Source organism: Rhizobium sp. 01T444 (genome assembly GCF_056398305.1).
The window spans coordinates 1-23,074 of sequence record NZ_JBFTPD010000019.1 but is presented as its reverse complement, the minus strand read 5'-3'; the positions used below and the strand labels follow the sequence as shown (position 1 = coordinate 23,074).

Sequence of the window (23,074 nt, the reverse complement as noted above, 5' to 3'; positions counted from 1 at the left end):
CCTCAAGATGTCGCGGCTTCAAGATAACGCGCTGGCATCGCCTCCCGATAGGGAAACATCGAGAAATAGGGCTGCGCTTCGGCCAGCACGCGTTTGACGGAAGCACGTTGTAACAGACGCTCCAGATAGGAGGAAAGCGCCTGCTGCTCAGCTGTGAAAGGATGCACGATGGAAGCAAAGAACAGCCCCGGCAAAGCCGCGCAATCGGCCATGGTGAAATCATCGCCCGTCGCCCAGAGCCTTCCCTGCATATCCGCCTCGATCATCTTATAGGCCTGATCAAGCATCCCTCTCGCTTCAGTGACGCCATGCGGATCATGGGCGTCCGCCGGCCGGATTCTGTCGGTGACGATCTTCTGCATCGGCACGCTGACATAGAGGTCGTAAAACCGATCCCAGAGCCGCACCTGCAGCAGCGCGTCCGGATCATCGGGCAGAAGCCGCACCGGCCCCGGATAATGGGCCTGCAGGTATTCGATGATGATGCTCGTCTCCGGGACCGTACGCCCGGTTGCCTCGTCATGCAGGATCGGAATCTTGCCGACCGGCCATTTGTCGAACAGGGCCGCGGCCGAGTCCGGATCGGCAAAATTGACGATCCGGCTGTCGAACGCGGTCTCGTTTTCATAAAGCGCGATCAGCACCTTGTGGCAGAAGGAGGCAAGCGGATGCAGGTAAAGGGTCAGCGTCATACGGCACCTATAGTTTCCAATTTCGGAAACTATATCTCGGTCGCTATTGTCACGCAAGATACTTTCCAAAACTGGAAAGTTTAGGGGCGCCTATGCGTATGCCACCCATCCCCTGAAGCTGAAGGCGGCGTAGAACAGGCTGACATCCGAAAAGCCTGCCGCGCGCAGCATGGCCTCCTCATCTTCCGGAGCGAGGATATGCAGCCTCTCGCGCATGGCGGTGCGCGCATTCTCCTGCCGAGAAGGGTCTCCTCCGTCAGGAGCGCCATAGGCGATATGGCGATCGATCCACATCGACCGCCCCGGCTCGTCTTGCGGGAAACTCATATGCGCAACAACAAACGGCGCACCGGCTTTCAGTCGGCGGCGAATTTGCTGAAGTATTTCAGGTCGTTGCTCGACGGGGATGTGATGGAAGGTCAGCAGGCAGACGGCGGCGTCGAAGGGGCCTTCGGGCGCGATATCGATGCCGCCCTGGTGAAAACCGATGCGACTGCTGTGCTCTCCGGCAACCTGCCGCGCCAGTTGCAGCATGTCGGCAGAGGGGTCTATGCCATCAAAAGTCCAGCCCGCATGCGCCTCGGCAAAGGCTTTGAGTTCCAGTCCGCCGCCGGCGCCGAGCACGAGCACGCGGCCATTGTCAGGCGTCCGCTCCGCCATCAGCATCGTCGCCATCCGGTGCAGGCTTGATAAGCCGGGAACCTGCCGCGGCGGCCCTTCGAGATAGGATTTGACGGCATCGCCGGTAAAGGCAGATGCCGTCTTGTGAGGTGTGGGCAGGCTAGGGTAATTGTGATCTCGCATCATGTAACTTTAATTATTACAGGATGCCAGAGCTGTCAATTTTCGACCTATTTTGCGAACTTGCGTGCCCCGGCTACGCAGAGAATGACGGCGACCGTCACCGCGAGCATGCTCCAGCTCACCGTTTCGCGCAGCAGCGTCGCGGCAAGCGCCAGGCCAAAGAAAGGCTGAAGCAACTGCAGCTGTCCGACGGCAGCAATGCCGCCCTGCGCAAGCCCGCGATACCAGAAGATGAAGCCAATCAGCATGCTGAAGAGTGAGACATAGGCAAGGCCCAGCATGGCCGGCGTCTGGATCTCGGCAAAGCTCGGCGGCCTGTAGAGGATGGCGGCGACGATCATGACCGGCAACGACACCACCAGCGCCCACGAGATCACCTGCCAGCCACCAAGCCGGCGCGACAGCCGCGCGCCCTCGGCATAACCAAGCCCGCAGACGATGACGGCGGCCAGCATCAGCGCATCGCCAACAGGCGAGGCCGTCAGCCCCTGCGCCAGCGCAAAGCCCGCCACCAGCGCGCTGCCGAGCAGCGAGAAGAGCCAGAAGGCCGGCTTCGGCCTTTCGCCGCCCCTGATGACCCCGAAGATCGCAGTCGCCAGCGGCAGCAGGCCGATGAAGACGATGGAATGCGCCGAGGTTACATGCTGCAGCGCCAGCGCCGTCAACAGCGGAAAGCCGACGACAACGCCGAGCGCGATGACAACAAGCGAAATGAGATCCTGCCGTGAAGGCCGTTTCTCACGGAAAGTGATCAGCAGGCAAAGCGCCAGGATGCCGGCAATCGCCGCTCGCGCCACCGTCAGGAAAACCGGATCGAGCTGCATGACGGCCACGCGGGTGGCCGGCAGCGATCCGCTGAAGATGAGCACGCCGATAAAACCATTGATCCATCCGGTCGCTGTGCGATCCATGCGGGCACTCCTTTGTTTGCCCCATGCTTATCCGCCGTTCGCACTGGTACTACCAGCCACAGTTCGATACAGTTGGCTGAAACTGTTATGGTTGGGGAAGCAGTACGGATGGACGAGCAAGTACAGGCAAGCAGCCGGGTCGGGATGGTCATGGCGACCATCCGCCAGCGCATTGCCGGCCGCAGCCTCACGCCCGGAGCCAAGCTGCCTTCGATCCGCAGCCTGTCGGGAACTTTGAAAGTCTCCGCCTCTACGGTGGTCGATGCCTATGAGCGCTTGGTGGCCGAGGGTGCGATCCTCTCGCGCCCCGGTTCTGGCTTCTATGTCGCGAGCCAGGCCGCGCCACTCTCGCTGGCCGATATCGGCCCGAAGCTCGATCGCGCGGTCGATCCTTTCTGGGTATCGCGGCAATCGCTGGAGGCGCAGGAAAGCGATCTCAAGCCCGGCTGCGGCTGGCTGCCGCCCGCATGGCTTCCCGAGGAGGCCATTCGCCGGGCGCTGCGATCCCTGTCGCGTGCGGACGCCGCAAGCCTCTCCGACTACGGCTCGCCCCTCGGCCTCAAGCCGTTGCGCCAACTGATTTCCAGGCGCATGGCCGAGCGCGGCATCGAGGCCGCGCCCGATAAGATCATGCTCACCGAATCCGGCACACAGGCAATCGATTTCCTCTGCCGTTTTCTCATCGAGTCCGGCGATACGGTGCTGGTCGACGATCCCTGCTATTTCAATTTTCATGCGCTGCTGAGAGCCCACCGCGCCAAGGTCGTCAGCGTTCCCTACACGCCTTCAGGCCCCGATATCGAGCTCTTTGCCGCAGCCCTCACCGAGCACCGGCCGCGCCTCTACATCACCAACTCCGCAATCCACAATCCGACCGGCGCCACGCTCTCGCCGGTCACGGCGCACCGATTGCTGAAGCTCGCCGAACAACATGGCCTCACCATCATCGAGGACGATATCTTCGCCGATTTCGAACTGACGCCGGCGCCCCGCCTTGCCGCCTTCGACGGCCTCGACCGCGTCATCCATATCGGCAGCTTTTCGAAGACACTCTCGGCCGCCGCGCGCTGCGGCTTCATCGCGGCGCGGCCTGAATGGATCGAAGGCCTGATCGACCTCAAGATTGCCACCTCCTTCGGCGGCGCCCGGCTGAATGCCGAACTGGTGTTGAGCGTGCTCAGCGACGGCAGCTACCGCAAACATGCCGAAGGCCTGCGCAGCCGTCTCTCCAAGGCGATGTTTGATGTCACGACCCGGCTGAAAACATTGGGCATCCGCCCATGGCTGGAGCCGCAAGCCGGCATGTTCCTCTGGTGCCATCTGCCGGATGGTCTGGATGCCGCGGCCGTGGCGCGTGCCGCGCTCGCCCAGAATGTCGTGCTCGCGCCGGGCAACGCCTTCAGCCTGTCGCAATCGGCCACCGGCTTCATGCGCTTCAACGTCTCCCAGACACTGGACAACAGGGTGTTTGACGTGCTTCGGGATGCGCTCAGGCAGGCATCAATTAGTCCGCCTGCCACTCCATGAAGGCTTTGCCGATCACCTTGCCATCCTCTTCCCGCCGCAGCCGGCAGAGGGCTTGCCGCCGATCGGGAGAAAGCCCCATCAACTCCACCCGCACGGCTTCGCTCGCCCGGATATTGCCGGAAAAGAAGATCTCACGCCGAGACACCTGCGAAAGCTCGGGAAACCACCGCCCGAAGGCGCGGTCGGCCAGTGCCTGGAATTCGGCGAAGTAGAACAGCCCGGCGCCGTTGAACTCCTGCGACGCATCCGGCTCGAAGCGAAAGCCGCGCAGTGCCTTGGCCGGGTTGGCAGGCAGGCCGAAATGCGCCTCCAGCGTGCCGGCGCGCAGCAATGCTGCCGTCCTTGCCAGCGCATTGTCCTCCACAGCCGTCGTCAGGCCGGGCAGGGGAACGCGGGCGATCGAATAGTTGTCGCCCTCCCGCATGCGGCAGACGAAAGTGGAAATAAGCTCCACCTCGCCGATCAGGTTGCCACGCACGAAAAGCCGGTGGCGAGTTGAAACCTGCGTGCGCGAGACGGGCGACAGTGTCGAGCGTATCGTGAGCACATCATTGGCGCGAACCGCGCCGAAGTTTGCATGCTCCAGCGACGTCGCGCAGATTGCCGCATAGGCCTCGCCGCCATCGGGCGCGCGGAAATCGGCATTCTCCATGCCGAGATGGCGCGCGAGCATCAGCCAGTGGCGATGCCCGAGCTCTTTCATCGCCCAGGTTTCCGAGAGGCCTGACGGCGTCAGGTGCGGCATGCCGACGAGCATATGCGGCGCAAGCGCCTGCTCCATCAGCTCGCGCGCTGACGGCTCGGGTGGATGAAAATCGAGGATCGCGACATTCATGTTCAAGCGCTGGCCGCCTGTTTCAGGACCTGATGGGTGACCTCAAGATGGCCGGCGAGGTGGTTCACCACATGCTCGGCATCTTTGCCGACGGCCAGGAACCGGCCGGAACCCCAGGTCCAGAGCCAGGGCAGGCCGAGAACATAGACGCCGTCGATGCCGGTCACGCCGCGCCGCTGCACCGGATAGCCGGTGCCGTCGAAGATCGGCAGGCCGACATAGGACCAGTCAGGCGAAAAGCCGGTCGCCCAGATCACCGAAGTGACACCCTCCGCCCTGAGATCGAGTTCCGCCGGCTCGCTTTCCGGCTCCCAGAGCGGCGTGTAGAGGCTGGCCGGCGGCGCATCGATGCCTTTCTCGGCAATATGCCGGTCGATCAGCGCGTTGATGCCGTTATAGACGCGGTCGGCATTGTCGAGATTGGCCTTCAGATTCGGCTCGAACAGCATCCGCCCACCCGAAACACCCTCCATGCGCCCATAAAGCGACATGCCCTCCAGCGCGAATTTGCGCAGATCGATATCGCGCCCGCCGTCGCGGCCGGTCAGATAGTGGTTGGTGTCGTGCTTCTTCTTGGTCATGCCGTCATGTTCGACCGTGATGTCGTATTGGCCGACATCGGCGAGCCAGTCGACCACATCGCGGCCGCGATAGAAACGGGCGCAGCGTGGTGCATTGCCGGTGACCATATGCACCTTGCGGCCGGCAAGATGCAGGTCTTCGGCGATCTGGCAACCGGACTGGCCGGAGCCGACAACGACGACGGCGCCCTCCGGCAGCTGGCCGGGATTGCGATAGTCAGCGGTGTGGATCTGTAGGATATCATCCGGCAGGCGCTCGGCGGCGCGTGGGATCGCCGGCGCGCTGTAGAGGCTGGTGGCGATAATGACGCTGTCGGCGGTAAGCGATCCCGCCGAAGTCGAGAGCCTGAAGAGATCGCCAGCCTTTTCCAGCGAGGTGACCGTCGTGCCTTCCAGCACGGGCGCATTCACCTTTTTCACGAAGCGATCGACATAGGCGAGGATCTCGTCCTTCACCATGAAACCATGCGGATCGTCGCCGTCATAGGGCTGGTCGGGCAGCTGGCACTGCCAGTTCGGCGTCACCAGGCAGAAGGCGTCCCAGCGCTCGTTCTTCCATTTATGCGCCACGGTCTTCTTCTCGAAGACGACATGGTCGATGCCGTGCTCCTTGAGATAGTGGCTGGCCGAAAGCCCGGCCTGACCGCCGCCGATGACGACGGCGCTGTAATGCGGCTTGAGGGAAAAGGTCATTGGTCGGGTTCCTTTCAGAGAATGAAGCTTTCGCAGCGCACGCGGGCATCGACGTCGGCAAGAAACAGGGAGCCCGCCTCCTCGATGCGGGCGAGCTGGCCGCGGGCGAGCGAACACGGATAGCCGTATTTCGCCTCCACCCGGTCGCTGGCGATGGTCAGCGCCTTGCGGCTGCGGTCGAGAAAATCGCGGATCGGATAGGTCTGGCCTTCCTCGAAGAATTCCCGGATGACGAGCGAGGGCGAATAACAGGTCTCCTCGCGGCCATCCGGCCAGGCGATGACGAAACGCATTTCAGGCATGGGCAGGCTCCTTCAATGTCTCGTAGGCTTGGAGATGCGCGGCAGCCGTACGCTGCCAGCCGTGATGGGCGGCAAGCTTCAGCCCGCGCGGGATAAGCCCGGCACGCACCGGCGGCATAAGCGAAATCGCCATGGCCTCGGCGATAGAGGCGGCATTGTGCGGATCGCACCAGACGACGTCTTCAGGGCCGAGATATTCGGTAAAGGGTGCGATCGAGGAGACGACAACGGGAACACCGCTCGCCATCGCCTCCAGCACTACGAGGCCGAAACCTTCCTTGACCGAGGCGAAGACCAGTGTATCGGCAAGCCGGTAAAGCGCCGGCATGTCCTCGTCCGCAACGGTGCCGAGGATATGGACGGCAGCCGCACACTCGCCGAGCGAGGCTAGCGCGGCGCGGAACTCGCCCTGATAGCCGCGATGATCGAGCAGTGAGGCACCGCCGGCGATCACGAATTGCGCATCCGGGCGGATCGCGCGCACTTGGTCGAAGGCTTGCAGCATGGCGATCGTATTCTTGCGCGCCTCGATGCCGCCGACAGCAAGGAAAACAGGGCCATCCGGCAAGGCGAGTTTGCTGCGCAGCGAAGTGCCGTCGGCGGTGGGACAGAAGCGCTTGGTGTCGACGCCATTGCCGACGACGGTGGAGCTGATGCCGCGTGTTTCCTTGAACGTCTTGCGCCACATCGAACTGACGGTAAAGAACAGGTCGGCCTGGTCGATGGATCGATCCTGCAGCTCCATCAGCCTGATATCGGCGAACTGGTCGATATGATGGACGGTGCGGACGAAAGCGGGGATCAGCCCGCGCTCCTTCAAGGTTGCCAGTGCATTGCCCGAAATGCCGTCATGGGCGTGGAAAATATCAAAGTCGCAGGCCCCAGCACTTTCGAAATGCCTGACATAATCGGCAATCCGCTGCTCGACCATGGCGGTCATGCCATCATGCGCAGGCCCGACAGGAATGCACATCGCGCTACAGGCCGGCGTGCGGAAGAAACCTGTCCCCTTGGCATCTGGCGCATGCAGCACGACCTCATGGCCAAGATCGGCCAGTGCTTCGGAAAGCTGCATGGCATGCACCACGCCGCCGCGCGGGTTCGTGGAGTGGGAAAGCATGGCGATGCGCAGCGCCCGGCTCATGCAGCATCCTCCTGCCGGCCGAGCTGCAGCAGCGGTGTCTCACCATAATCGCGGATCACGGCACGATCGGTGCCATCAGATATCGCCACTTCGCTGCCAGCTTTGACATTGGCGATCACGGCCGCGCTGATATTGCGGGCGGCAAAACGCAGGATCACCTCATCGGCCTTTTCGGGCGTGGTGGAGATCAGGTAACCGAAGCTTGGGAACGTCGCGAGCCAGCGCTCGAGCGCCACGCCATCCGGCAGCGGGATTGCCGAGATATCGATATCGATGCCGACCCCGGAACATTCCGCCAGCATGATTGCCGTGCCGATAATTCCGCCCTGGCTGATATCCTTGGCGGCGAGTGCCAATCCGGCTTCTGCGATCTGCGGTAAGATCTCCAGATCGCCGCGCAGCCGGGCGGACGGGGCATCGGTTGCCGCTTCCCAATTGTTGAAGGGTTCGCGATAACGGCCGCGATGATCGATCGCCGCGATCAGCACATCGCCCACCTTCGCATCGAAGCTCGTCAGCAGCTTCTTCGCCCTGCCGAGAATGGCGACTGAAAGCTGACCGCGATCGGTGCGGATATTGGTATGGCCGCCAACGATCGGCACACCAAACGTCCTGGCTGCCGCCCGCATGCCCTCAAGAACAGGTGCTGCGCCTGCCTCGCCATTCGCCCAGACGGCATCGACGACGGCGACCGGCCGGCCACCCATGGCAGCGACATCGGAAATATTGACCATCACCCCGCACCAGCCGGCAAACCAGGGATCGGCGGCAACAAACTCGTTGATGAAGCCCTCGATGGCAAAGAGCAGGTATCCGTCGCCATCGGGCAGCGCTGCACAATCGTCGCCCACCGGTATCTGCTGACCGGCAAGGCCAAGGCTCGCGGCAACCGTGCCGATATCCGCCTTGGCAGCGATGCCGGAGGAGGCGGAAAGCTTGGCTGCCAGCACCGTGAGATCGATCCTGTCGCCCATCACGCCGCCTTCCTGGCGAGTGCCACCAGCCCGGTTTCCGGCGTCGGGCAGGGCGGGTACCAGGCAAGGTCCGCCTTCATCCTGAGATGCGGCTTGCCGTAGACCTCGAATTCCTCGATCACATCCCAATGCAGACGGCGGAAGAGCAGCCCGTTCTGCACCTGCACATTGGCAAGAAACGTGTGGCAGCCCATCGCATTGGCCGAGGAGACCGCAAGCCGGATCAGCGTTGCGCCAAGCGCGCCGATCTTACGGAAATCCTCGTGCACGGCGAGCCGCGAGCCCCACCAGAGGCCGGGCTCCTCCTGATGGATGCGCACCGTGCCGACCAGCCTGTCGGCGGCAACGCCCATCATCGACAGCGCCACGATCGGAATGGCGTGATCGTCGATCACATCGCGGTCATCGCTCTCGAAGATCTTCTGCTCCTCGCAGAAGACGGCGCGGCGCAGCGCATGCGCTTCCTGCCGTTCCCACTCCGAGGTCGAAAATTTCACCTGGAATTCGCTGGCGCGATAGGGCGAGAAGGGCTCCAGCATCATTTGGTCAGCATCCTTTCATAGGAGGAAAGGGCAGAGCAGGCGCCGCAYTTGCCGCAGCCGGCCTTGATGTCGACGGCCTTCAACCCGCTATCGACCAGCATCTTGGAGAGCGGGCCGAGGATCGAATGCATGAAATCAGGCTTCGGCGCCGGATGGCTTTCGAGCGGCGTTCCCGAAATCGGCACGAAGGGCACGACGAAAGGATAGACGCCGATGGCAACAAGCTTTTCGCAGATATCGAGGATCGCCTCACGCGTATCGCCGAGGCCGGCGAGAATGTAGGTCGAGACCTGGCCGCGCCCGAACACTTCGACGGCGGCCTTGAACGAGGCCATGTATTTTGAAATCGGGACCTGCGCCTTGCCGGGCATGATGCGCTCACGCAATTCCGGCGTGACGGCTTCGAGATGCATGCCGAGCGCATCGACGCCGGCTTCCTTCATGATCGAAAACCAGATGTCGTCTTCCGGCGGCTCGCACTGCGCCTGGATCGGCAGGTCGACGGCCGCCTTGATGGCGCGGGCGCTGTCGGCAAGGATCGAAGCGCCGCGATCCGGCCCCTTCGGCGTTCCCGTCGTCATCACCATATGCTTGATGCCATCGAGCTCGACGGCGGCCTTGGCGACTTCCGCGAGCTGTTCCGGCGTCTTGTGGGCAACGGTGCGGCCCGCCGCCAGCGACTGGCCAATGGCGCAGAATTGACAGGTCTTGGTGCGGCTTTGATAGCGGATGCAGGTCTGCAGCACCGTGGTCGCCAGCACGTCACGGCCATGCAGCACGGCGATCTGCGAATAGGGAATGCCATCGGCCGTGCTGCGCTCGTAGAAACGCGGGCGCAGCGGGAAGGACACTTCGCCGAGCACGCGCCCATCGCGGCTGATGCGGCTCTTGCCGGCCTCATCGGGTTTATCGACCAGATAGGGGCTCTCGAAAGCCGGTGCGGTATGAACCGGTACCATCACGGTCATGCCGTCGATCGTCAGCGCCTTGTGATCGGATGGGCCGGCGCCGCCGCGGCGGCTCTCGTGGCCGGCCTTGGGATCAACGAGCCTGGCTCCGAAGGACTGCAACTCGTTGATCAGAGTCTCGGTCGGCAGAAACGTCGTATTGTCCATCGGTGTTGCTCCCTGTGTCTGTTTGGAAGGAATGTGCAGAGCCGACCATCGGTTGGGTGGCGCGGCCGTCCATGACGAGATGCAGCAGTTCGGGGCGGGCGTAGTGGCCGACCGAATCCATCATCCGCTTGCGCTTGGTGATCAGGCTCATGTCGAGATCGGCGATCAGGATGCCTTCGCCCTCGGTGATCGGCGGTGCCAGGTGCTTGCCCTCGGGCGAAATGATCGCCGTCATGCAGCCGCCGCGCAGTGCCTTCTGCAGGCCTTGATCGGGGGTAATGGAATTGATCTGCTCCTCGGTCAGCCATCCCGTGGCATTGACGACGAAGCAGCCGCTTTCAAGCGCGTGGTGGCGGATCGTCACCTCCATCTGCTCGGCAAAGATCGGCCCGACCATCGAGCCCGGAAACTGGGCGATGTGGATTTCCTCGTGCTGGGCCATCAGCGCGTAGCGGGCAAGCGGATTGTAATGCTCCCAGCAGGCGAGCGCTCCGAGCCGCCCGATGCTGCTATCGACGACCGTGAGGCCGGAGGCATCGCCCTGGCCCCAGATCATCCGCTCATGGTAGGTCGGCGTGATCTTGCGGCGCTTGAGGATGAGCCTGCCATCCGCATCGAAGAGAAGCTGGGTATTGTAGAGTGAGCCGTGATCGCGCTCGTTGATGCCGAGCGCCACGACGATGCCATGTTCGCGGGCAGCCGCTGCAACCGCATCGGTTGCCGCACTCGGAACGGTGACTGCTTCTTCATAAAGGCGCAGATGCTCGCGGCCCGATAGAACCGGCGGCAGCACGAATGAGAAATAGGGGTACCAGGGAACGAAGGTCTCCGGAAAGACGATGATCTCGGCACCCTTGGTAGCGGCTTCGGCAATTGTCTCCAGCACGCGCGCCAGCGTCTTTTCGCGCGAGGTCAGATCCGGCGCGATCTGCGCGGCTGCGGCCCGGACGGTCGTATTCTTCTCCATGACGAAATCCTTCTGATGGTGTGAGGGAGGCGGAGGAGGGGAACTCCGCCTCCCGAACGCGGCTGACGACGGCGTTGCTTCCGGGTCAGAGCGTCCAGGTATCGAGGATGAAGGCGCCGTCGCGACGGTGGATCAGGATCAGGTCCAGCACGTCGAGCGGACTGATCGGCCGGATGCCGGGGATCAAGGCCTGTTCGCCATGGCCATAGAGCGCCTGCAGCGCGAAGCGGCAGGCATAGACCTTGCCGCCTTCTTCCAGGAATCCCTTGATCTGATTGTTGAAGTTCAGATGGCCGGGAAATGCTTCCGCGCCGAGTTTGGGAAAGCCGCGCTGCACGCCGAGCGTCACGCCGGGACCATAGAGAAGGACGGAGGTTTCGAACCCCTTGCGCTTCAGGCGCTTGGCCTGCAGCAGGTTCACAAGGCCGATCGACCCTTCGAAGGCGACGGTGTGGAAGGTGATGAGGGCTTTCTCACCCTCCTTGGCCTGGACGTCTTCAAAGACCTTTTCCTCATAATCGACGAAGAAGTCTCCATCTGCGTGGGCCGGTGCGGTAACTGCGGGCATGAATGGCTCCTGTGTTTGAAGTCAGGCCCCTCTCGCGGGGTACAGCCATTGAATTGCAAGCGCCGTGCCAAATTGACTTTGCACAAACAGCAGTCAATTTATGCAGAAAAGCATTCAATTATACATTCAATTTTGAAGGGAGGTGAATTTGACGCCGATTAGGCGGGCATTTATGTGCAAAAAATGAATGCAAGAGAGATCGAAATGAATGCAGTCAAAATGCTATCAATGTATTGATGCTATGCGCGATGCTGATTATATCATGCTTGCATGCGGCATTCAGTCGTCTGGCGCACGTGGGCGCGACGCTGTTTTTGCGTGACAGAAGAAATATGCAACAATATACGGTCAATGTCGACGGGAATCCCCCTCTGCGTCGATCACGAATTGCGGAACATGAAATGAAAGACTGGCATCCCGATCTCAGCCGCTCCTCCAGCCCCCGTTACATGGCAATTGCCGATCTGATCGAGATGGATCTGAGGAGCGGCGTGCTGGCGGTGGGGGACCGGCTACCGCCGCAGCGCGAGCTGGCAAAGCGCCTCAGCATCGATTTCACCACAGTGGCGCGCGGTTATGTGGAAGCACAGAAGCGCGGCCTGGTGGATTCGCATGTCGGCCGCGGCACTTTCGTGACTGGCGGGCAGGACAGGGAGCGCCGCGGCTTCGCCTCCGATGCGGCGCCCGATCCGCGCCGCGCCTCCGTCGTCGACTTCTCGATGAACCTGCCGCCGGAGCCGGATGATCAGGATCTGATCGCCCGCATGCGCGAGGGCATGTCGGCCGTGGCGACCAATCTCATTCCGCTCTTGCGCTACCAGGGTTTCGGCGGTTCCGGCATGGATAAGGAGGCCGCCGCCGCCTGGCTCAGCCGTCGCGGGCTCGTGCCGTCGCAGGAGCGCATCTTCGTCACACCCGGCGCCCATCCGGCTCTGCTCGCGATCTTCGGCCTGCTGGCAAAGCCCGGCGAAACAGTGCTCTCGGAAAACATCACCTATCCCGGCATGCGCTCGATCGCCGCCCAGTTGCGGCTCAATCTCTCGGGCCTGCCGATGGATGAGGAGGGCATCCTGCCCGACGCCTTTGCGGAGGCCTGTCAGCGCCTGGCCCCGAAGGCACTCTATCTCAATCCGACCCTGCAGAACCCGCTGACGCTGACCATTCCGGAAAAGCGCCGCGAGGAGATCGCTGCCGTCGCCCGCAAATATCACGTGCCAATCGTCGAGGATGACGCCTATGGCTTCATCCCGCTGCATGGCCCGCCGCCACTCGCGGCCATCGCGCCCGATCTGACCTGGCATATCGGCGGTCTCGCCAAGTGCATCGGCGCCGGCCTGCGTCTTGCCTATGTGGTCGCCCCGGACACCAAGGCGATCTGGCCCTTCGTCAGCGCCATGCGCGCCAACAATGTCATGGCCTCGCCGATGACCGTGGCGCTTGCGACGCGCTGGATCGAGGATGGCACGGCAGACACGATCCTGCGCTTCATCCGCGCGGAAGCAGGGGCGCGCCAGCAGATGGTGGCGAATATCCTGCCCGACGGCAGCTACAAGGCCGATCCGATCAGCTTCAACATCTGGCTGCCGCTCACCAATGGCTGGACCCGCTCCACTTTCGGCAGCCACATGCGCTCCTCAGGCATCGGCGTGGTGGCAAGCGACGCATTCACCGTGGAAGGTGCCGCCCCTGAAGCCGTGCGCGTCTGCCTCGGCGGACCGATCAGCCGCGACAGGCTGAAAGGCGCGCTGGACTTCATGGCCCATGCCCTCGAAGGCCCGCCGGAAATGTCCGCTTCGTTCTTCTGATGTCGCCTCATCCCTTTGCCCTCGTGCCGGCACAAGGGATGTCAAGAGGGTCGAGCCACCGCGCGTCTGCGCGGTGAATGACTCTCCCTTGCACAAAATACGGCCGCCGTCGGATCTTCCGGCTTGCCTGCTCGTGCGTCCGCCATCCACTCTTTCACGCCCCAAACCCGATTCAAAGAATCTCTGCGTCATTCTGACGAATAGACTGGCAATCCGCTTTTAATGTAATTATATTGTATGCATACATTATGAGGCATTGAATGGATTACGCCAATGCCTCGCAACGTCGAAAAGCGAGATCGCCATGGATACCGAATATCCTCCTCTCCCTCCGATGCAGACCGGCATCCGGGGCCGCTGCCCGCGCTGCGGACAGGGACATATGTTCAAGGGTTTCCTCACGCTGAAGAAGGAATGCGAAGTCTGCGGGCTGGATTATTCCTTCGCCGATCCGGCCGATGGCCCGGCCTTCTTCGTAATCTGCTTCGCCTGCGTGCCGAGCGTGCTGCTTGGCGTGTGGCTGGAAGTTGCCTTCTCCGCGCCGCTCTGGGTCCAGCTGCTGGTCACCGGCCCCTTCATGTTCGCCACCTGTATTCCGCCATTGAGGCCGCTGAAGGGATGGCTGGTCGCAAGCCAGTATTTCTACAAGGCCGAAGAGGGCAAGCTCGCCTGATCTCGGGTAGTCAAGGATCGCGCGGGATATCCTGATCTTTGCGTATGAAAGGCCGCTCGGAACATCGAGCGGCCTTTTTTGCTGCGCAAGCGGCCGTCGTTGTCTGAAGCCAAAATGCCGCAGGAAATGGATATCAAAGCCTCTTGCGTTTTATGTACCGATCGGTACAATGCGTGACGAAAGGTACAATTCAATCAAGGAGACCAGACATGCCTGCACCGCTTCCCCCTTTCAGCCATGAAACCGCAACCCAGAAGGTCCGCCTTGCCGAGGACGGCTGGAACAGCCGCGATCCGCAGCGCGTATCGCTCGTCTATACGCCCGACAGCCAGTGGCGGAACCGCGCCGAATTCGTCACCGGCCGCGCCGAGATCGTGGCCTTCTTGACCCGCAAGTGGGCGAAGGAGCTCGATTACCGGCTGATCAAGGAACTCTGGGCCTTCACCGACAACCGCATCGCCGTGCGCTTTGCCTATGAGTGGCATGACGACAGCAACAACTGGTTCCGTTCCTATGGCAACGAGAATTGGGAATTCGATGCAGAGGGCTTGATGCAGCGCCGTTTCGCCTGCATCAACGATCTGCCGATCAAGGAATCGGATCGCAAGTTCCATTGGCCGCTCGGCCGGCGGCCTGATGACCATCCGGGCCTTTCCGACCTCGGCCTTTGAGGCCTGCAGGTGACCCGAGGGTGAATTGTGAAGACCGTTTATGAACGTGCCGATGTCGTGCCGCTGCTTGCGGAAATCTTCCGCGAGCTCGGCTATGAGGGCACGACATTGAGCCGCATCACCGAACGCACCGGCATCGGCAAAGGCAGCCTCTATCACTTCTTCCCCGGCGGCAAGGAGGAGATGGCGGCCGCAGTCCTTGCTGATGTCGACGCCTGGTTCGAGCGCGCTATCTACGAGCCGTTGCGACGTGACGATCCCAGGGCGGCGATCGATGGGATGTGGGCGAATGTGATGGACTATTTCCGCTCCGGCAGCCGCATCTGCCTCGTCGGCGCCTTTGCGCTGGACGAAACGCGCCAGCGCTTTTCGCCTGTCATCCGGGATTATTTCGTCCGCTGGATCGAGGCGCTGCGCCAGGCGCTGGTCCGCGCCGGCTCCGCCGAGGATGACGCACTTGCCGCGGCCGAAGAGGCCGTCTCCGGCATTCAGGGCGCGCTGGTGCTCTCGCGGGCGCTGGATGACAAGGATATGTTCCGCAGAACCCTGGATCGGCTGACCGGCAGGCTGGCTGCGACGAAACGTGGGGGATAGGCGGTGGCCGCTGTCTTGGCAGGAGCAGGAATGCCGGCAACGCGGGGAACTGCGGGTGAGGGGTTCAGGACGTCCTCACCCGTCAAGATTGTGCTTAAGAGTCGTTCTGGGAGGGCAGGCGGACCGGGCGCGGATTCTCGCGCTGCGTGCGTACCTGGCGCCACTCGTTTTCCATCTGGTCGACGACGTGCTGGGGGATCTTGGTCGGAGTTTCTGCGGTGGTCTGCATCATATGCCTCTCTTCCTCAGCAAGGGTGTGCTTACGGATTGATGCATCGCACAACAAAAACTGCGTGTAAATCTACCCCGGTCACACTTGAAACGATTAAATTAATTTCAATCGATTAAGCCGACGTTAACCACAGCAGGCCTCAGAGAAGCGTATCATGACAGCCCCACTCGACCGGCAATTCTTCTTCGATACCGTGCAGAACGCCCTCTTCAAAGGCAGTCTCACCACTACCCAGATCGAAGGCATGAACGCGATCCTCGACTACTGGGACGCGAATTTGGCTACCGCCGATCGGCGCTGGCTGGCCTATGTATTGGCGACTGCGTTTCATGAGACGGCTTACACGATGCAGCCTGTACGTGAGACGCTGGCAACGAGCGATTCGCGCGCCGTCGAGATCCTCGAGACCGCCTTCGCATCCGGCCGGCTCTCCTGGGTGAAGTCGCCTTACTGGCGGCCGGATGAGGATGGCAAGTGCTGGCTTGGCCGCGGGCTGGTGCAGCTCACCCATAAGCGAAACTACGAGGCTATGAGCGAGGTGACCGGCATCGATCTCGTCGCTCATCCTGACCGCGCTATGGAGATGACGCCCGCCGTGACGATCCTGATCGAGGGCATGCTGCGCGGCAGCTTCACCAGCCACCGGCTTTGCGATCACCTCAATGAGGAGAGGGAAGACTGGGTGAATGCGCGCCGCATCGTCAACGGCACCGACAGGGCGGAGAGGCTCGCCGAATATGGGCGGACATTCCTTGCCGCCATGCGCAAGCCATCCTGACGCGGCATTGTGGCCCGGTTGAAGGCCTGGGCGGCGCGTGTTATCGCCCGACCTAAGCTCAGAGAATTGCCACAGGAGTGTCCGCGTGATCCGCCATATCGTCTTCTTCACCGTGCCGGAGGAAAACCGCGAGGCAGTGCGCAAGGGGCTCTCCATACTGACGGGCATACCGCACGCGCTGAAGCTGGAGATCGGCGAAAACGTCAAGACGGACCAGTGGGGCAATGCGGTCGATTTCGTCGTCTATGGCGAATTTGAAAGCGAGGAGGCGCTTGCCGCTTACAAGGCGCATCCCGATTATGATCTCTCCACACGCACGGTAAAGCCGCTTCGGGATACGAGGACCGCGGCCGATTTCGATAGCAGCAAAGCGGTCACCAGGCCCCTGCACGATTGACGATGAAGAGTGTGCCGCTTAGGGCGAAGATCTATCTCATTGAAAATGAATAAGTATTTTCTAGTGCTGGTGCATTTTGCCGTGATTTTCCGGCTAAGTCATTGATAGTGTTTAAGTGATCCACCAAAGCACAAAAATCTTTTAATAATTCGATTTCGGCAAACGCTGCTTCTGATTTTGAAATTCCTTATGCGAAATTTTGAGGCTAAGTGGATCACTTATTCAGAATCAATGACTTAGCCCCAAAAACACTACACTGAAGGCTCATTCTGAAAATTCTTATTCAGTTTCAAATAGATAGGGAGGATCGGAAGCGATGCCGGTTGCAGATGAATCAATCTGTGAAGGGCCGGAAGCAGCTCTTGAGAAAAAAGCCGTAAATGATTCAAAAGCTTAACGGCTTGGCAGTTCCTGATGCTGTATGACCGGAACCTCCTCTGCCTGAAGGCACAGTGCTGGTTCTCAGTTTTGTCGCCGGTCAGGCCGGCTGCTCGCTCGGCCTCGCGCTGCGCACCAGTGACATCAGCATCAGCACGAAAACCATGGCGATGGCCGCAAGCACCGCGCAGGTGATGACTGTCGGACCGGCGCCGGCGCGATCGAGGATGGCGGTGAAGATGACGGGTGCGATGGCATTGGCAAGGTTCTGCGGCATCGACAGGCGCGCCGCCTGCAGCCCGTATTCCTTGGCCGAGAAGAGGGCGAGCGGCATTAGCGCGCGGGCGACCGCCAGCACGCCGGAGCCGAAACCGTAGAGCAGCACGAAGGTGACGAGCAGCGGCGTCGATGGCGGCACGATGAAGAGCATCAGGAAGCTGAACAGCATCAGGCTGACGCCCATCACCGATGTCAGGATCGGATTGCCGCGCTTGCCGAGCAGCATGTCGAGTGCGCGTGCCGAAATGCCGATGACGCCGCGGGCCGAGCCGAGTTGCAGTGCAAGGGCCGACGATGCGCCGGACTGGCGGAAGATTTCGAGCAATGACGGCGAGACGCCGAAGGTGATGAAGGTGCAGAGTGTGGTGGAGACGGCAATCAGCAGGAAGGCCTTGCGCCGGTCGGCAGGCGAAAGCTCCACCGGCGGTGTTTCGGCGGCGTTGCCATGCGTGTGGCTCGCAACCGGCTTCGGCAGGCCGAAGAGATGCAGCGGCAGGCAGACGAAGAACTGCAGGCAGGCGCTGACGACGAAGGTGACACGCCAGCCGAAATTCTCGTTGAGCAGCGTCAGGATCGGCCAGAAGATGGTCGCCGAAAGACCTGTGAACAGCATGAGGATGGCGATGACGCGTTTGCCGTTCGCACCCTCGCGTTCGACAACTGCGGTATAACACGGCGCCGAGAGGCCGAGCGCGCCGCCGAGCCCGATGACGACCCAGGCAAGGCCATAGACGACGATATTGGTGGCGGCGGCAAGCAGCAGCAGGCCGATCGCAAAGGTGAGCGACGAGGCCGCCAGCACTTTCGCGGCACCATAGCGGCCGAGCCAGCGCCCGGTGGCTGGACCGGCGAAGGCACTGATGACCATCATCACGGTCAGACCGGCAAAGATCACCTCATTCGGCAGGCCGAGCGATGGTGCGATGACGCGGCCCATGACACCGAGCATATCGAAAGTGGTGCCCCAGCCGATAAGCTGGGTGACTGCGAGCACGCCAACTGTCTGCGCCGTACGAAGCGAAAGTGATTTTTGCATGGATTCGAAAATGAAATGGATGAAGACGGCCCAGCGATAGCAGTTTCAACCAGATGGTGAAAGGCTTGATCGAACAAATCCAGTACGGATTTGCCTTGTGTCGGGATTCTCCCAGTGGCAGAAGGCCTTAGCGGCATCATTCAGAAATCACGTATATTTCGCGCAATAGTCGAGAATTGTTCTAAAAACCCTGCGTTACCGTGCATTCATTTGCCATTCAGGTCGCGTGAGTACATATTCGGGACAAGTTGGCATTACATTGAAAGCACAGCACATGGCCTCTCCTCTGAGCGTCGCAGCATTGGCCGCCGGTCTGGCGGTTTCGGCGCCCTCACCGGACGATACGCACACGCTTGTCCTGCGTGTGGCGGGCGATTGCAGCGCCGCAGCCCAGCAGGTCGTGGAAGAGACGGGCGGCCAGCTTCTTTCCGTGCAGCCGGTAGGCAATGCCTGCATCATCACCGTTCTCGTTCAGGGCAATGGCCAGCGTCCGCGCAAGGTGACGGTAAAGGTTCCGATGTAGGCGGAATCGGCTTATTCATGACATCAGTGATTTGCAGCGGATGAAGGCGAAGCGATGCGCATTCTGGTAGTCGAAGACGACGTCAATTTGAACCGACAGCTGAGCGACACGCTGAAAGAGGCGGGTTATGTCGTCGATCAGGCGTTCGATGGTGAGGAAGGCCATTTCCTCGGTGACACAGAGCCCTATGACGCCATCATCCTCGATATCGGCCTTCCCGAACTGGACGGCGTGACAGTTCTGGAAAAATGGCGCGGCGCCGGCCGCTCCGTACCGGTACTGATCCTGACCGCCCGTGACCGCTGGAGCGACAAGGTGGCCGGCATCGATGCGGGCGCCGACGACTATGTCACCAAGCCCTTCCATGTCGAGGAGGTGCTCGCCCGCATCCGCGCGCTGATCCGCCGTGCGGCCGGCCATGCCTCCTCGGAAATCGTCTGCGGCCCGGTGCGGCTCGATACCAAGACCTCGAAGGCGATCGTCAATGGCGTGGCGCTGAAGCTCACCTCGCATGAGTACCGCCTGCTTGCCTATCTCATGCACCATATGGGCGAGGTGGTGTCGCGCACGGAACTGGTCGAGCATATGTACGATCAGGATTTCGACCGCGATTCCAATACGATCGAGGTCTTCGTCGGCCGCCTGCGCAAGAAGATGGGCGTCGATCTGATCGAAACGGTGCGCGGTCTCGGTTACCGCATCCAAGCGCCGACCAATGCGAATTAAGTCGCTCACCGCACGCGTGCTCCTTCTGACCACGGTCTGGTCGACGGTGGCGCTGGTGGTGATCGGCCTGTTGATTTCGACACTCTATAGACGCAGCGCCGAGCGCGGCTTTCAGGATCTCCTGCGCGCGCAGCTGTATAACGTCATCAATTCCGTGACGATCGGTGATCAGGGTGCCCTGTCGGGCAGCCCGCAGCTCGGCGACCTGCGCTTCGCCCAGCCGAAGACCGGCTGGTACTGGGTAGTCGAGCCGCTCGGCACCTATACGACCGCGCCGCTCGTCTCGCCGTCTCTTGGTTCCGCGACGATCCCGGTGCTGTCGGTCGTGGAAGCCCCCTTCGACAAGAATTACGAGCGCTACTACCAGGTGACGGACGCCTCCGGGAACCGCGTGCAGGTGGCTGAAACCGAAGTCGTGCTCGATACCGACGGCCGAGCCGCGCGCTTCCGCGTGACAGGCAATGTCGATGTCGTGGAAGACGACGTCCGCAACTTCTCCCACCGGCTCTATCTGGCGCTCGCCGGCTTCGGCGTCGGCAGTCTCATCGTCAACGCGCTTGCCATTCTCTATGGCCTCAAGCCGCTCGACAAGGCGCGCGCCGCCCTGGAGCGTATTCGCGCCGGTGAAAGCGAGCAGTTGAAGGGTGATTTCCCCCGCGAAATCCTGCCACTTGCCAATGAGGTCAATGCGCTGATCGACAGCAACCGCCGCATCGTCGAGCGGGCGCGCATGCAGGTCGGCAATCTTGCCCATTCCCTGAAGACGCCGATAGCCGTGCTGCTCAATGAAGCGCGTGTGCTTGAGAGATCGCATGGCGACCTGGTGCGCAATCAGGCCGAAGCCATGCAGGGGCAGGTGCAGTCCTATCTCAACCGCGCCCGTATTGCCGCCCAGCGTGAATCCGTGCTTGCGCGCACCGATGCCGAACCGGCGCTCGAGCGGCTGGTGCGCGTCATGCGTCGCCTGAATGTCGATACCGAATTCGAACTGATCGTCCAGCCGCCGCATCTGGCTGTTGCCATGGAGCAGCAGGATCTCGAGGAGACGGTCGGCAACCTGCTGGAAAACGCTGCGCGTTTTGCCAAGAGCAAGGTGCGCCTCTCGGCGGTCGAAGCCGGCGATGACGTGAAGGGCACAGAAGCCAGCGCCAGAAAACATTGGGTGGAGCTTGCCGTCGAGGATGACGGCCCGGGCCTGGAGCCCGACCAGATCCGCGAAGCGCTGAAGCGCGGCCGGCGGCTGGATGAGAGCAAGCCCGGAACCGGCCTTGGCCTCTCCATCGTCACCGAAATTTCCAACGAGTACCAGGGCCGCCTGGAACTCACGCGCGGGGAGTGGGGCGGACTCAAAGCCAAGCTTATCCTGCCAGGTGTGACAAAGGATGTTGCATGAGCAACTGCTTGATGTCACAAAGATAGTGGCAAATGTATAGCATGCTTTGCCTTAATGCTGACACGGGGACGCTGCACTTCGATCGGCTCATTTTGACACCCCTGATCGTGGTTCGATTGCAATGACTCTACGTTCGCAAGGCATGATCGTTTCTTCCCTTCTCGTCGCCGTTGCGCTCTCTGGCTGCACGACGACGAAGGGAGCTACAACGCGTGGGCTCTTTGGCGGCGGCAAGCCCCCGGCTTCGGCCGCTTTCATCTCCGCCTTGCAGGGTGGCATCGTCGGACGCACCGGCGTGGAGCTTGATGACAGCGACAAGCAGCGGGCGCTGGAAGCCGAATACCGCGCGCTGGAAGGTGCAGCCGTCGGGCAGCCGGTGACCTGGACTGGTCGCGATGCCAATGGCAGCGTCGTTGCGGCAGCACCCTATCAGGTCGGCTCGCAGAACTGCCGTCAGTACACCCATACGGTGACGGTCGATGGCAAGAATACGCTGGCGCGCGGTGCCGCCTGTCGCAACGAAAACGGCACCTGGTCGCCGCTCGGCTGAGCGCCCTTGCTCGTTATCCTTGCGGCCAAAAGCCTCAAATCTTCGTCATTCCGGCATTGGCAGTTGGAATGAGGGCGCGCTTCAAGTAATTGGGCCGATATGCTGTTCTGGATTCTCGTGGCCGTCCTGACGGCGGCTGTTGCCGCCATTCTGCTTTACCCTCTTTTGCGTGGGGCGAAGGCGGCTGAGGATACGCGCGCCGGTGAAGCGGCCGTCTATCGCGACCAGTTGCGTGAACTCGACAGGGATCTATCGGGCGGCCTGATCAGCGCTGACGAGGCTGATTACGCCCGCGCGGAGATCGGACGCCGGCTGATCGCCGTTTCCGGTGTTGCTCCGGCCGAAGAACGCAAGCCCGCAAGGCATCACCGCCTGACCGAAGCCTTCATCGTGCTGCTCCTGCCGATCATAGGGCTCTGTCTTTACATGAATACCGGCAGGCCCGACCTGCCGTCCCAGCCGCTAGAGGCGCGGCTTGCCAATCCCGGGAATGATATGGCCGTTCTCGTGGCCAAGGCGGAGCGGCATCTGGCGCAGAACCCTGACGACGGCAAGGGCTGGGATGTGCTGGCGCCGATCTATTTCAGCACCATGCGCATTACCGACGCCGAGACCGCCTATCGCAACGCCATCCGTTTGCTTGGCCCAAGCCCCGCGCGTCTCGACGGCCTTGCAGAAACGCTGATGGCGATGGCCGAAGGCGTGGTGACCGAAGATGCGCGCAAGGTGCTGGAACAGTCGTTGGCGCTTGAGCCGAACAACCCGCGTGCGCGCTTCTATGTTGCTTTGAGCCTGGAGCAGGCGGGCCAGCCGGATCAGGCGCGCACGGCCTTCGAGGATCTGGCGAAGCAATCGCCTGATGATGCACCCTGGCTTCCGCTGGTCAACGAGCATATCGCCAAGAACGGCGGCACGGCGGTCGCCCCTGTAGCCGAGCCAGAAGCCAAGCCTGCCGCCCCGGTCGGGCCGACGGCGGAGGATGTGGCGGCGGCTCAGAACATGAATAGCGGCGACCGTCAGCAGATGATCCGTGGCATGGTGGAAAGCCTGGATGCCAAACTGTCGGCTGACCCTGATAATTTCGAGGGCTGGATGCGTCTCGTCCGCTCTTACGCCGTATTGAACGACAAGGATCGCGCTGCCGGCGCCTTGAAGCGGGGGCTTGCCGCCTTCCCGGCATCGGGCGACGAGGGCAGGCAGCTGCTCGCGCTGGCAAAGGAACTCGGCATCGCGACGGAAGGATTGAGTGAATGACGCGCAAGCAGAAACGCCTGGCGGTGATTGCCGGCGGCATGAGCTTCATCCTTGTCGCGGTGCTACTCGTGATGTTCGCCTTCAGCCAGTCGGTCGCCTATTTCTATATGCCGGGTGATCTCGCCAAGAC

Annotated in this window: 25 protein-coding genes and 2 pseudogenes; 13 read left to right on the top strand and 14 right to left on the bottom strand. The window is 61.7% G+C overall.

Features of this window, described 5'->3' with window-relative positions; translation table 11 throughout:
* Positions 1-2: 2 nt before the first annotated feature.
* The 3 genes from AC1DTN_RS23545 to AC1DTN_RS23535 form a co-directional block, all read right to left on the bottom strand.
* A complete protein-coding gene (locus tag AC1DTN_RS23545) occupies positions 3-692 on the bottom strand; it encodes a glutathione S-transferase family protein (protein ID WP_439014417.1) in 690 nt (229 codons plus the stop codon).
* Positions 693-782: 90 nt separating this feature from the next.
* Positions 783-1,499 carry a class I SAM-dependent methyltransferase gene (locus AC1DTN_RS23540; protein WP_439014418.1) on the bottom strand — a complete coding sequence of 239 codons (717 nt, stop codon included), beginning with the start codon at positions 1,497-1,499 and terminating at the stop codon, positions 783-785.
* A gap of 44 nt (positions 1,500-1,543) precedes the next feature.
* Positions 1,544-2,407, bottom strand: a complete 864-nt coding sequence (locus AC1DTN_RS23535) for a DMT family transporter (protein ID WP_439014419.1) — start codon at positions 2,405-2,407, stop codon at positions 1,544-1,546.
* Between the two features lie 87 nt (positions 2,408-2,494).
* Between AC1DTN_RS23535 and AC1DTN_RS23530 the strand changes: the two genes are divergently transcribed.
* A complete protein-coding gene (locus AC1DTN_RS23530) occupies positions 2,495-3,934 on the top strand; it encodes an aminotransferase-like domain-containing protein (RefSeq protein WP_439014420.1) in 1,440 nt (479 codons plus the stop codon).
* Here AC1DTN_RS23530 and AC1DTN_RS23525 read toward each other — a convergent pair.
* The 9 genes from AC1DTN_RS23525 to AC1DTN_RS23485 all read right to left on the bottom strand — a co-directional run bounded on the left by AC1DTN_RS23525 (position 3,912) and on the right by AC1DTN_RS23485 (position 11,655).
* The gene (locus tag AC1DTN_RS23525; RefSeq protein WP_439017184.1) at positions 3,912-4,769 is read right to left on the bottom strand and encodes a Pnap_2097 family protein; all 858 of its coding nucleotides are present in this window, start codon (positions 4,767-4,769) and stop codon (positions 3,912-3,914) included. The two genes, AC1DTN_RS23530 and AC1DTN_RS23525, sit on opposite strands and share 23 nt — an antisense overlap.
* Positions 4,770-4,771: 2 nt before the next feature.
* Positions 4,772-6,043, bottom strand: a complete 1,272-nt coding sequence (locus AC1DTN_RS23520) for an MSMEG_0569 family flavin-dependent oxidoreductase (RefSeq protein ID WP_477922879.1) — start codon at positions 6,041-6,043, stop codon at positions 4,772-4,774.
* Positions 6,044-6,057: 14 nt separating this feature from the next.
* Entirely contained in the window at positions 6,058-6,345 is a 288-nt protein-coding gene (locus tag AC1DTN_RS23515; protein ID WP_113323032.1) for an MSMEG_0570 family nitrogen starvation response protein, read from the bottom strand.
* Positions 6,338-7,489, bottom strand: a complete 1,152-nt coding sequence (locus AC1DTN_RS23510) for an MSMEG_0565 family glycosyltransferase (protein ID WP_439014422.1) — start codon at positions 7,487-7,489, stop codon at positions 6,338-6,340. The genes AC1DTN_RS23515 and AC1DTN_RS23510 overlap by 8 nt, the downstream gene beginning before the upstream one ends.
* Positions 7,486-8,463, bottom strand: a complete 978-nt coding sequence (locus AC1DTN_RS23505; RefSeq protein ID WP_439014423.1) for a sll0787 family AIR synthase-like protein — start codon at positions 8,461-8,463, stop codon at positions 7,486-7,488. Before AC1DTN_RS23505 ends, AC1DTN_RS23510 begins: the two co-directional genes overlap by 4 nt.
* Positions 8,463-9,005 (bottom strand): MSMEG_0567/Sll0786 family nitrogen starvation N-acetyltransferase, encoded by a 543-nt coding sequence (locus AC1DTN_RS23500; protein ID WP_113323035.1) that lies wholly within the window; start codon positions 9,003-9,005, stop codon positions 8,463-8,465. The genes AC1DTN_RS23505 and AC1DTN_RS23500 overlap by 1 nt, the downstream gene beginning before the upstream one ends.
* Positions 9,002-10,120 (bottom strand): MSMEG_0568 family radical SAM protein, encoded by a 1,119-nt coding sequence (locus tag AC1DTN_RS23495; RefSeq protein WP_477922875.1) that lies wholly within the window; start codon positions 10,118-10,120, stop codon positions 9,002-9,004. The genes AC1DTN_RS23500 and AC1DTN_RS23495 overlap by 4 nt, the downstream gene beginning before the upstream one ends.
* Positions 10,047-11,087 (bottom strand): Nit6803 family nitrilase, encoded by a 1,041-nt coding sequence (locus AC1DTN_RS23490; protein WP_439014425.1) that lies wholly within the window; start codon positions 11,085-11,087, stop codon positions 10,047-10,049. The genes AC1DTN_RS23495 and AC1DTN_RS23490 overlap by 74 nt, the downstream gene beginning before the upstream one ends.
* 85 nt (positions 11,088-11,172) lie before the next feature.
* Positions 11,173-11,655 carry an MSMEG_0572/Sll0783 family nitrogen starvation response protein gene (locus tag AC1DTN_RS23485; RefSeq protein ID WP_439014426.1) on the bottom strand — a complete coding sequence of 161 codons (483 nt, stop codon included), beginning with the start codon at positions 11,653-11,655 and terminating at the stop codon, positions 11,173-11,175.
* Between the two features lie 401 nt (positions 11,656-12,056).
* Here AC1DTN_RS23485 and AC1DTN_RS23480 point away from each other — a divergent pair, with 401 nt between their 5' ends.
* The 4 genes from AC1DTN_RS23480 to AC1DTN_RS23465 all read left to right on the top strand — a co-directional run bounded on the left by AC1DTN_RS23480 (position 12,057) and on the right by AC1DTN_RS23465 (position 15,398).
* Entirely contained in the window at positions 12,057-13,460 is a 1,404-nt protein-coding gene (locus AC1DTN_RS23480) for an aminotransferase-like domain-containing protein (RefSeq protein WP_439014427.1), read from the top strand.
* Between the two features lie 304 nt (positions 13,461-13,764).
* On the top strand, positions 13,765-14,133 hold the full coding sequence (locus tag AC1DTN_RS23475; RefSeq protein ID WP_037105104.1) for a DUF983 domain-containing protein: 369 nt from the start codon (positions 13,765-13,767) through the stop codon (positions 14,131-14,133).
* A gap of 209 nt (positions 14,134-14,342) precedes the next feature.
* Entirely contained in the window at positions 14,343-14,804 is a 462-nt protein-coding gene (locus AC1DTN_RS23470; RefSeq protein WP_113324142.1) for a nuclear transport factor 2 family protein, read from the top strand.
* 27 nt (positions 14,805-14,831) lie between these two features.
* The gene (locus AC1DTN_RS23465) at positions 14,832-15,398 is read left to right on the top strand and encodes a TetR/AcrR family transcriptional regulator (RefSeq protein WP_439014428.1); all 567 of its coding nucleotides are present in this window, start codon (positions 14,832-14,834) and stop codon (positions 15,396-15,398) included.
* 94 nt (positions 15,399-15,492) lie between these two features.
* Here the strand turns inward: AC1DTN_RS23465 and AC1DTN_RS23460 are convergent, their stop codons facing one another.
* Positions 15,493-15,630, bottom strand: coding sequence for a hypothetical protein (locus tag AC1DTN_RS23460; RefSeq protein ID WP_162748077.1), 138 nt, complete (start codon positions 15,628-15,630; stop codon positions 15,493-15,495).
* 154 nt (positions 15,631-15,784) lie between these two features.
* Between AC1DTN_RS23460 and AC1DTN_RS23455 the strand changes: the two are divergent.
* Positions 15,785-16,405: pseudogene (locus AC1DTN_RS23455) on the top strand (hypothetical protein); the annotation flags it as partial.
* An 88-nt stretch (positions 16,406-16,493) separates the two neighbouring features.
* On the top strand, positions 16,494-16,805 hold the full coding sequence (locus AC1DTN_RS23450; protein WP_439014429.1) for a Dabb family protein: 312 nt from the start codon (positions 16,494-16,496) through the stop codon (positions 16,803-16,805).
* 478 nt (positions 16,806-17,283) lie between these two features.
* Here the strand turns inward: AC1DTN_RS23450 and AC1DTN_RS23445 are convergent, their stop codons facing one another.
* Positions 17,284-18,498 (bottom strand): MFS transporter, encoded by a 1,215-nt coding sequence (locus AC1DTN_RS23445; RefSeq protein ID WP_477922871.1) that lies wholly within the window; start codon positions 18,496-18,498, stop codon positions 17,284-17,286.
* Between the two features lie 274 nt (positions 18,499-18,772).
* On the opposite strand from AC1DTN_RS23445, the gene AC1DTN_RS23440 reads away from it, so the two are divergent.
* The 6 genes and pseudogenes from AC1DTN_RS23440 to AC1DTN_RS23415 form a co-directional block, all read left to right on the top strand.
* Entirely contained in the window at positions 18,773-19,021 is a 249-nt protein-coding gene (locus tag AC1DTN_RS23440; protein ID WP_113324137.1) for a hypothetical protein, read from the top strand.
* Between the two features lie 54 nt (positions 19,022-19,075).
* Positions 19,076-19,747: a response regulator transcription factor gene (locus AC1DTN_RS23435; protein WP_113324136.1), complete on the top strand. Its 672-nt coding sequence runs from the start codon at positions 19,076-19,078 to the stop codon at positions 19,745-19,747.
* Positions 19,737-21,140, top strand: a complete 1,404-nt coding sequence (locus tag AC1DTN_RS23430) for a sensor histidine kinase (RefSeq protein ID WP_113324135.1) — start codon at positions 19,737-19,739, stop codon at positions 21,138-21,140. Before AC1DTN_RS23435 ends, AC1DTN_RS23430 begins: the two co-directional genes overlap by 11 nt.
* 121 nt (positions 21,141-21,261) lie before the next feature.
* Complete coding sequence (locus AC1DTN_RS23425; RefSeq protein ID WP_310377810.1) at positions 21,262-21,690, top strand: hypothetical protein; 429 nt, start codon at positions 21,262-21,264, stop codon at positions 21,688-21,690.
* Positions 21,691-21,789: 99 nt separating this feature from the next.
* Positions 21,790-22,944, top strand: coding sequence for a c-type cytochrome biogenesis protein CcmI (ccmI, locus tag AC1DTN_RS23420; protein WP_439014431.1), 1,155 nt, complete (start codon positions 21,790-21,792; stop codon positions 22,942-22,944).
* Positions 22,941-23,074: pseudogene (locus AC1DTN_RS23415) on the top strand (cytochrome c maturation protein CcmE); the annotation flags it as partial. The gene ccmI and the pseudogene AC1DTN_RS23415, both read left to right, overlap by 4 nt.

Excerpts from the sequence above, each read along its gene's own strand:
- AC1DTN_RS23485 (WP_439014426.1), bottom strand. The coding sequence starts at position 11,655 with ATGCCCGCAGTTACCGCACCGGCCCACGCAGATGGAGACTTCTTCGTC.
- AC1DTN_RS23435 (WP_113324136.1), top strand. The coding sequence starts at position 19,076 with ATGCGCATTCTGGTAGTCGAAGACGACGTCAATTTGAACCGACAGCTG.
- AC1DTN_RS23430 (WP_113324135.1), top strand. The coding sequence starts at position 19,737 with ATGCGAATTAAGTCGCTCACCGCACGCGTGCTCCTTCTGACCACGGTC.
- AC1DTN_RS23500 (WP_113323035.1), bottom strand. The coding sequence starts at position 9,005 with ATGATGCTGGAGCCCTTCTCGCCCTATCGCGCCAGCGAATTCCAGGTG.
- AC1DTN_RS23470 (WP_113324142.1), top strand. The coding sequence starts at position 14,343 with ATGCCTGCACCGCTTCCCCCTTTCAGCCATGAAACCGCAACCCAGAAG.
- AC1DTN_RS23535 (WP_439014419.1), bottom strand. The coding sequence starts at position 2,407 with ATGGATCGCACAGCGACCGGATGGATCAATGGTTTTATCGGCGTGCTC.
- AC1DTN_RS23490 (WP_439014425.1), bottom strand. The coding sequence starts at position 11,087 with ATGGAGAAGAATACGACCGTCCGGGCCGCAGCCGCGCAGATCGCGCCG.
- AC1DTN_RS23520 (WP_477922879.1), bottom strand. The coding sequence starts at position 6,043 with ATGACCTTTTCCCTCAAGCCGCATTACAGCGCCGTCGTCATCGGCGGC.
- AC1DTN_RS23530 (WP_439014420.1), top strand. The coding sequence starts at position 2,495 with ATGGTTGGGGAAGCAGTACGGATGGACGAGCAAGTACAGGCAAGCAGC.
- AC1DTN_RS23515 (WP_113323032.1), bottom strand. The coding sequence starts at position 6,345 with ATGCCTGAAATGCGTTTCGTCATCGCCTGGCCGGATGGCCGCGAGGAG.
- AC1DTN_RS23545 (WP_439014417.1), bottom strand. The coding sequence starts at position 692 with ATGACGCTGACCCTTTACCTGCATCCGCTTGCCTCCTTCTGCCACAAG.
- AC1DTN_RS23440 (WP_113324137.1), top strand. The coding sequence starts at position 18,773 with ATGGCCTCTCCTCTGAGCGTCGCAGCATTGGCCGCCGGTCTGGCGGTT.
- AC1DTN_RS23510 (WP_439014422.1), bottom strand. The coding sequence starts at position 7,489 with ATGAGCCGGGCGCTGCGCATCGCCATGCTTTCCCACTCCACGAACCCG.
- AC1DTN_RS23540 (WP_439014418.1), bottom strand. The coding sequence starts at position 1,499 with ATGATGCGAGATCACAATTACCCTAGCCTGCCCACACCTCACAAGACG.
- AC1DTN_RS23525 (WP_439017184.1), bottom strand. The coding sequence starts at position 4,769 with ATGAATGTCGCGATCCTCGATTTTCATCCACCCGAGCCGTCAGCGCGC.
- AC1DTN_RS23460 (WP_162748077.1), bottom strand. The coding sequence starts at position 15,630 with ATGATGCAGACCACCGCAGAAACTCCGACCAAGATCCCCCAGCACGTC.
- AC1DTN_RS23480 (WP_439014427.1), top strand. The coding sequence starts at position 12,057 with ATGAAAGACTGGCATCCCGATCTCAGCCGCTCCTCCAGCCCCCGTTAC.
- ccmI (WP_439014431.1), top strand. The coding sequence starts at position 21,790 with ATGCTGTTCTGGATTCTCGTGGCCGTCCTGACGGCGGCTGTTGCCGCC.
- AC1DTN_RS23475 (WP_037105104.1), top strand. The coding sequence starts at position 13,765 with ATGGATACCGAATATCCTCCTCTCCCTCCGATGCAGACCGGCATCCGG.
- AC1DTN_RS23505 (WP_439014423.1), bottom strand. The coding sequence starts at position 8,463 with ATGGGCGACAGGATCGATCTCACGGTGCTGGCAGCCAAGCTTTCCGCC.
- AC1DTN_RS23445 (WP_477922871.1), bottom strand. The coding sequence starts at position 18,498 with ATGCAAAAATCACTTTCGCTTCGTACGGCGCAGACAGTTGGCGTGCTC.
- AC1DTN_RS23425 (WP_310377810.1), top strand. The coding sequence starts at position 21,262 with ATGACTCTACGTTCGCAAGGCATGATCGTTTCTTCCCTTCTCGTCGCC.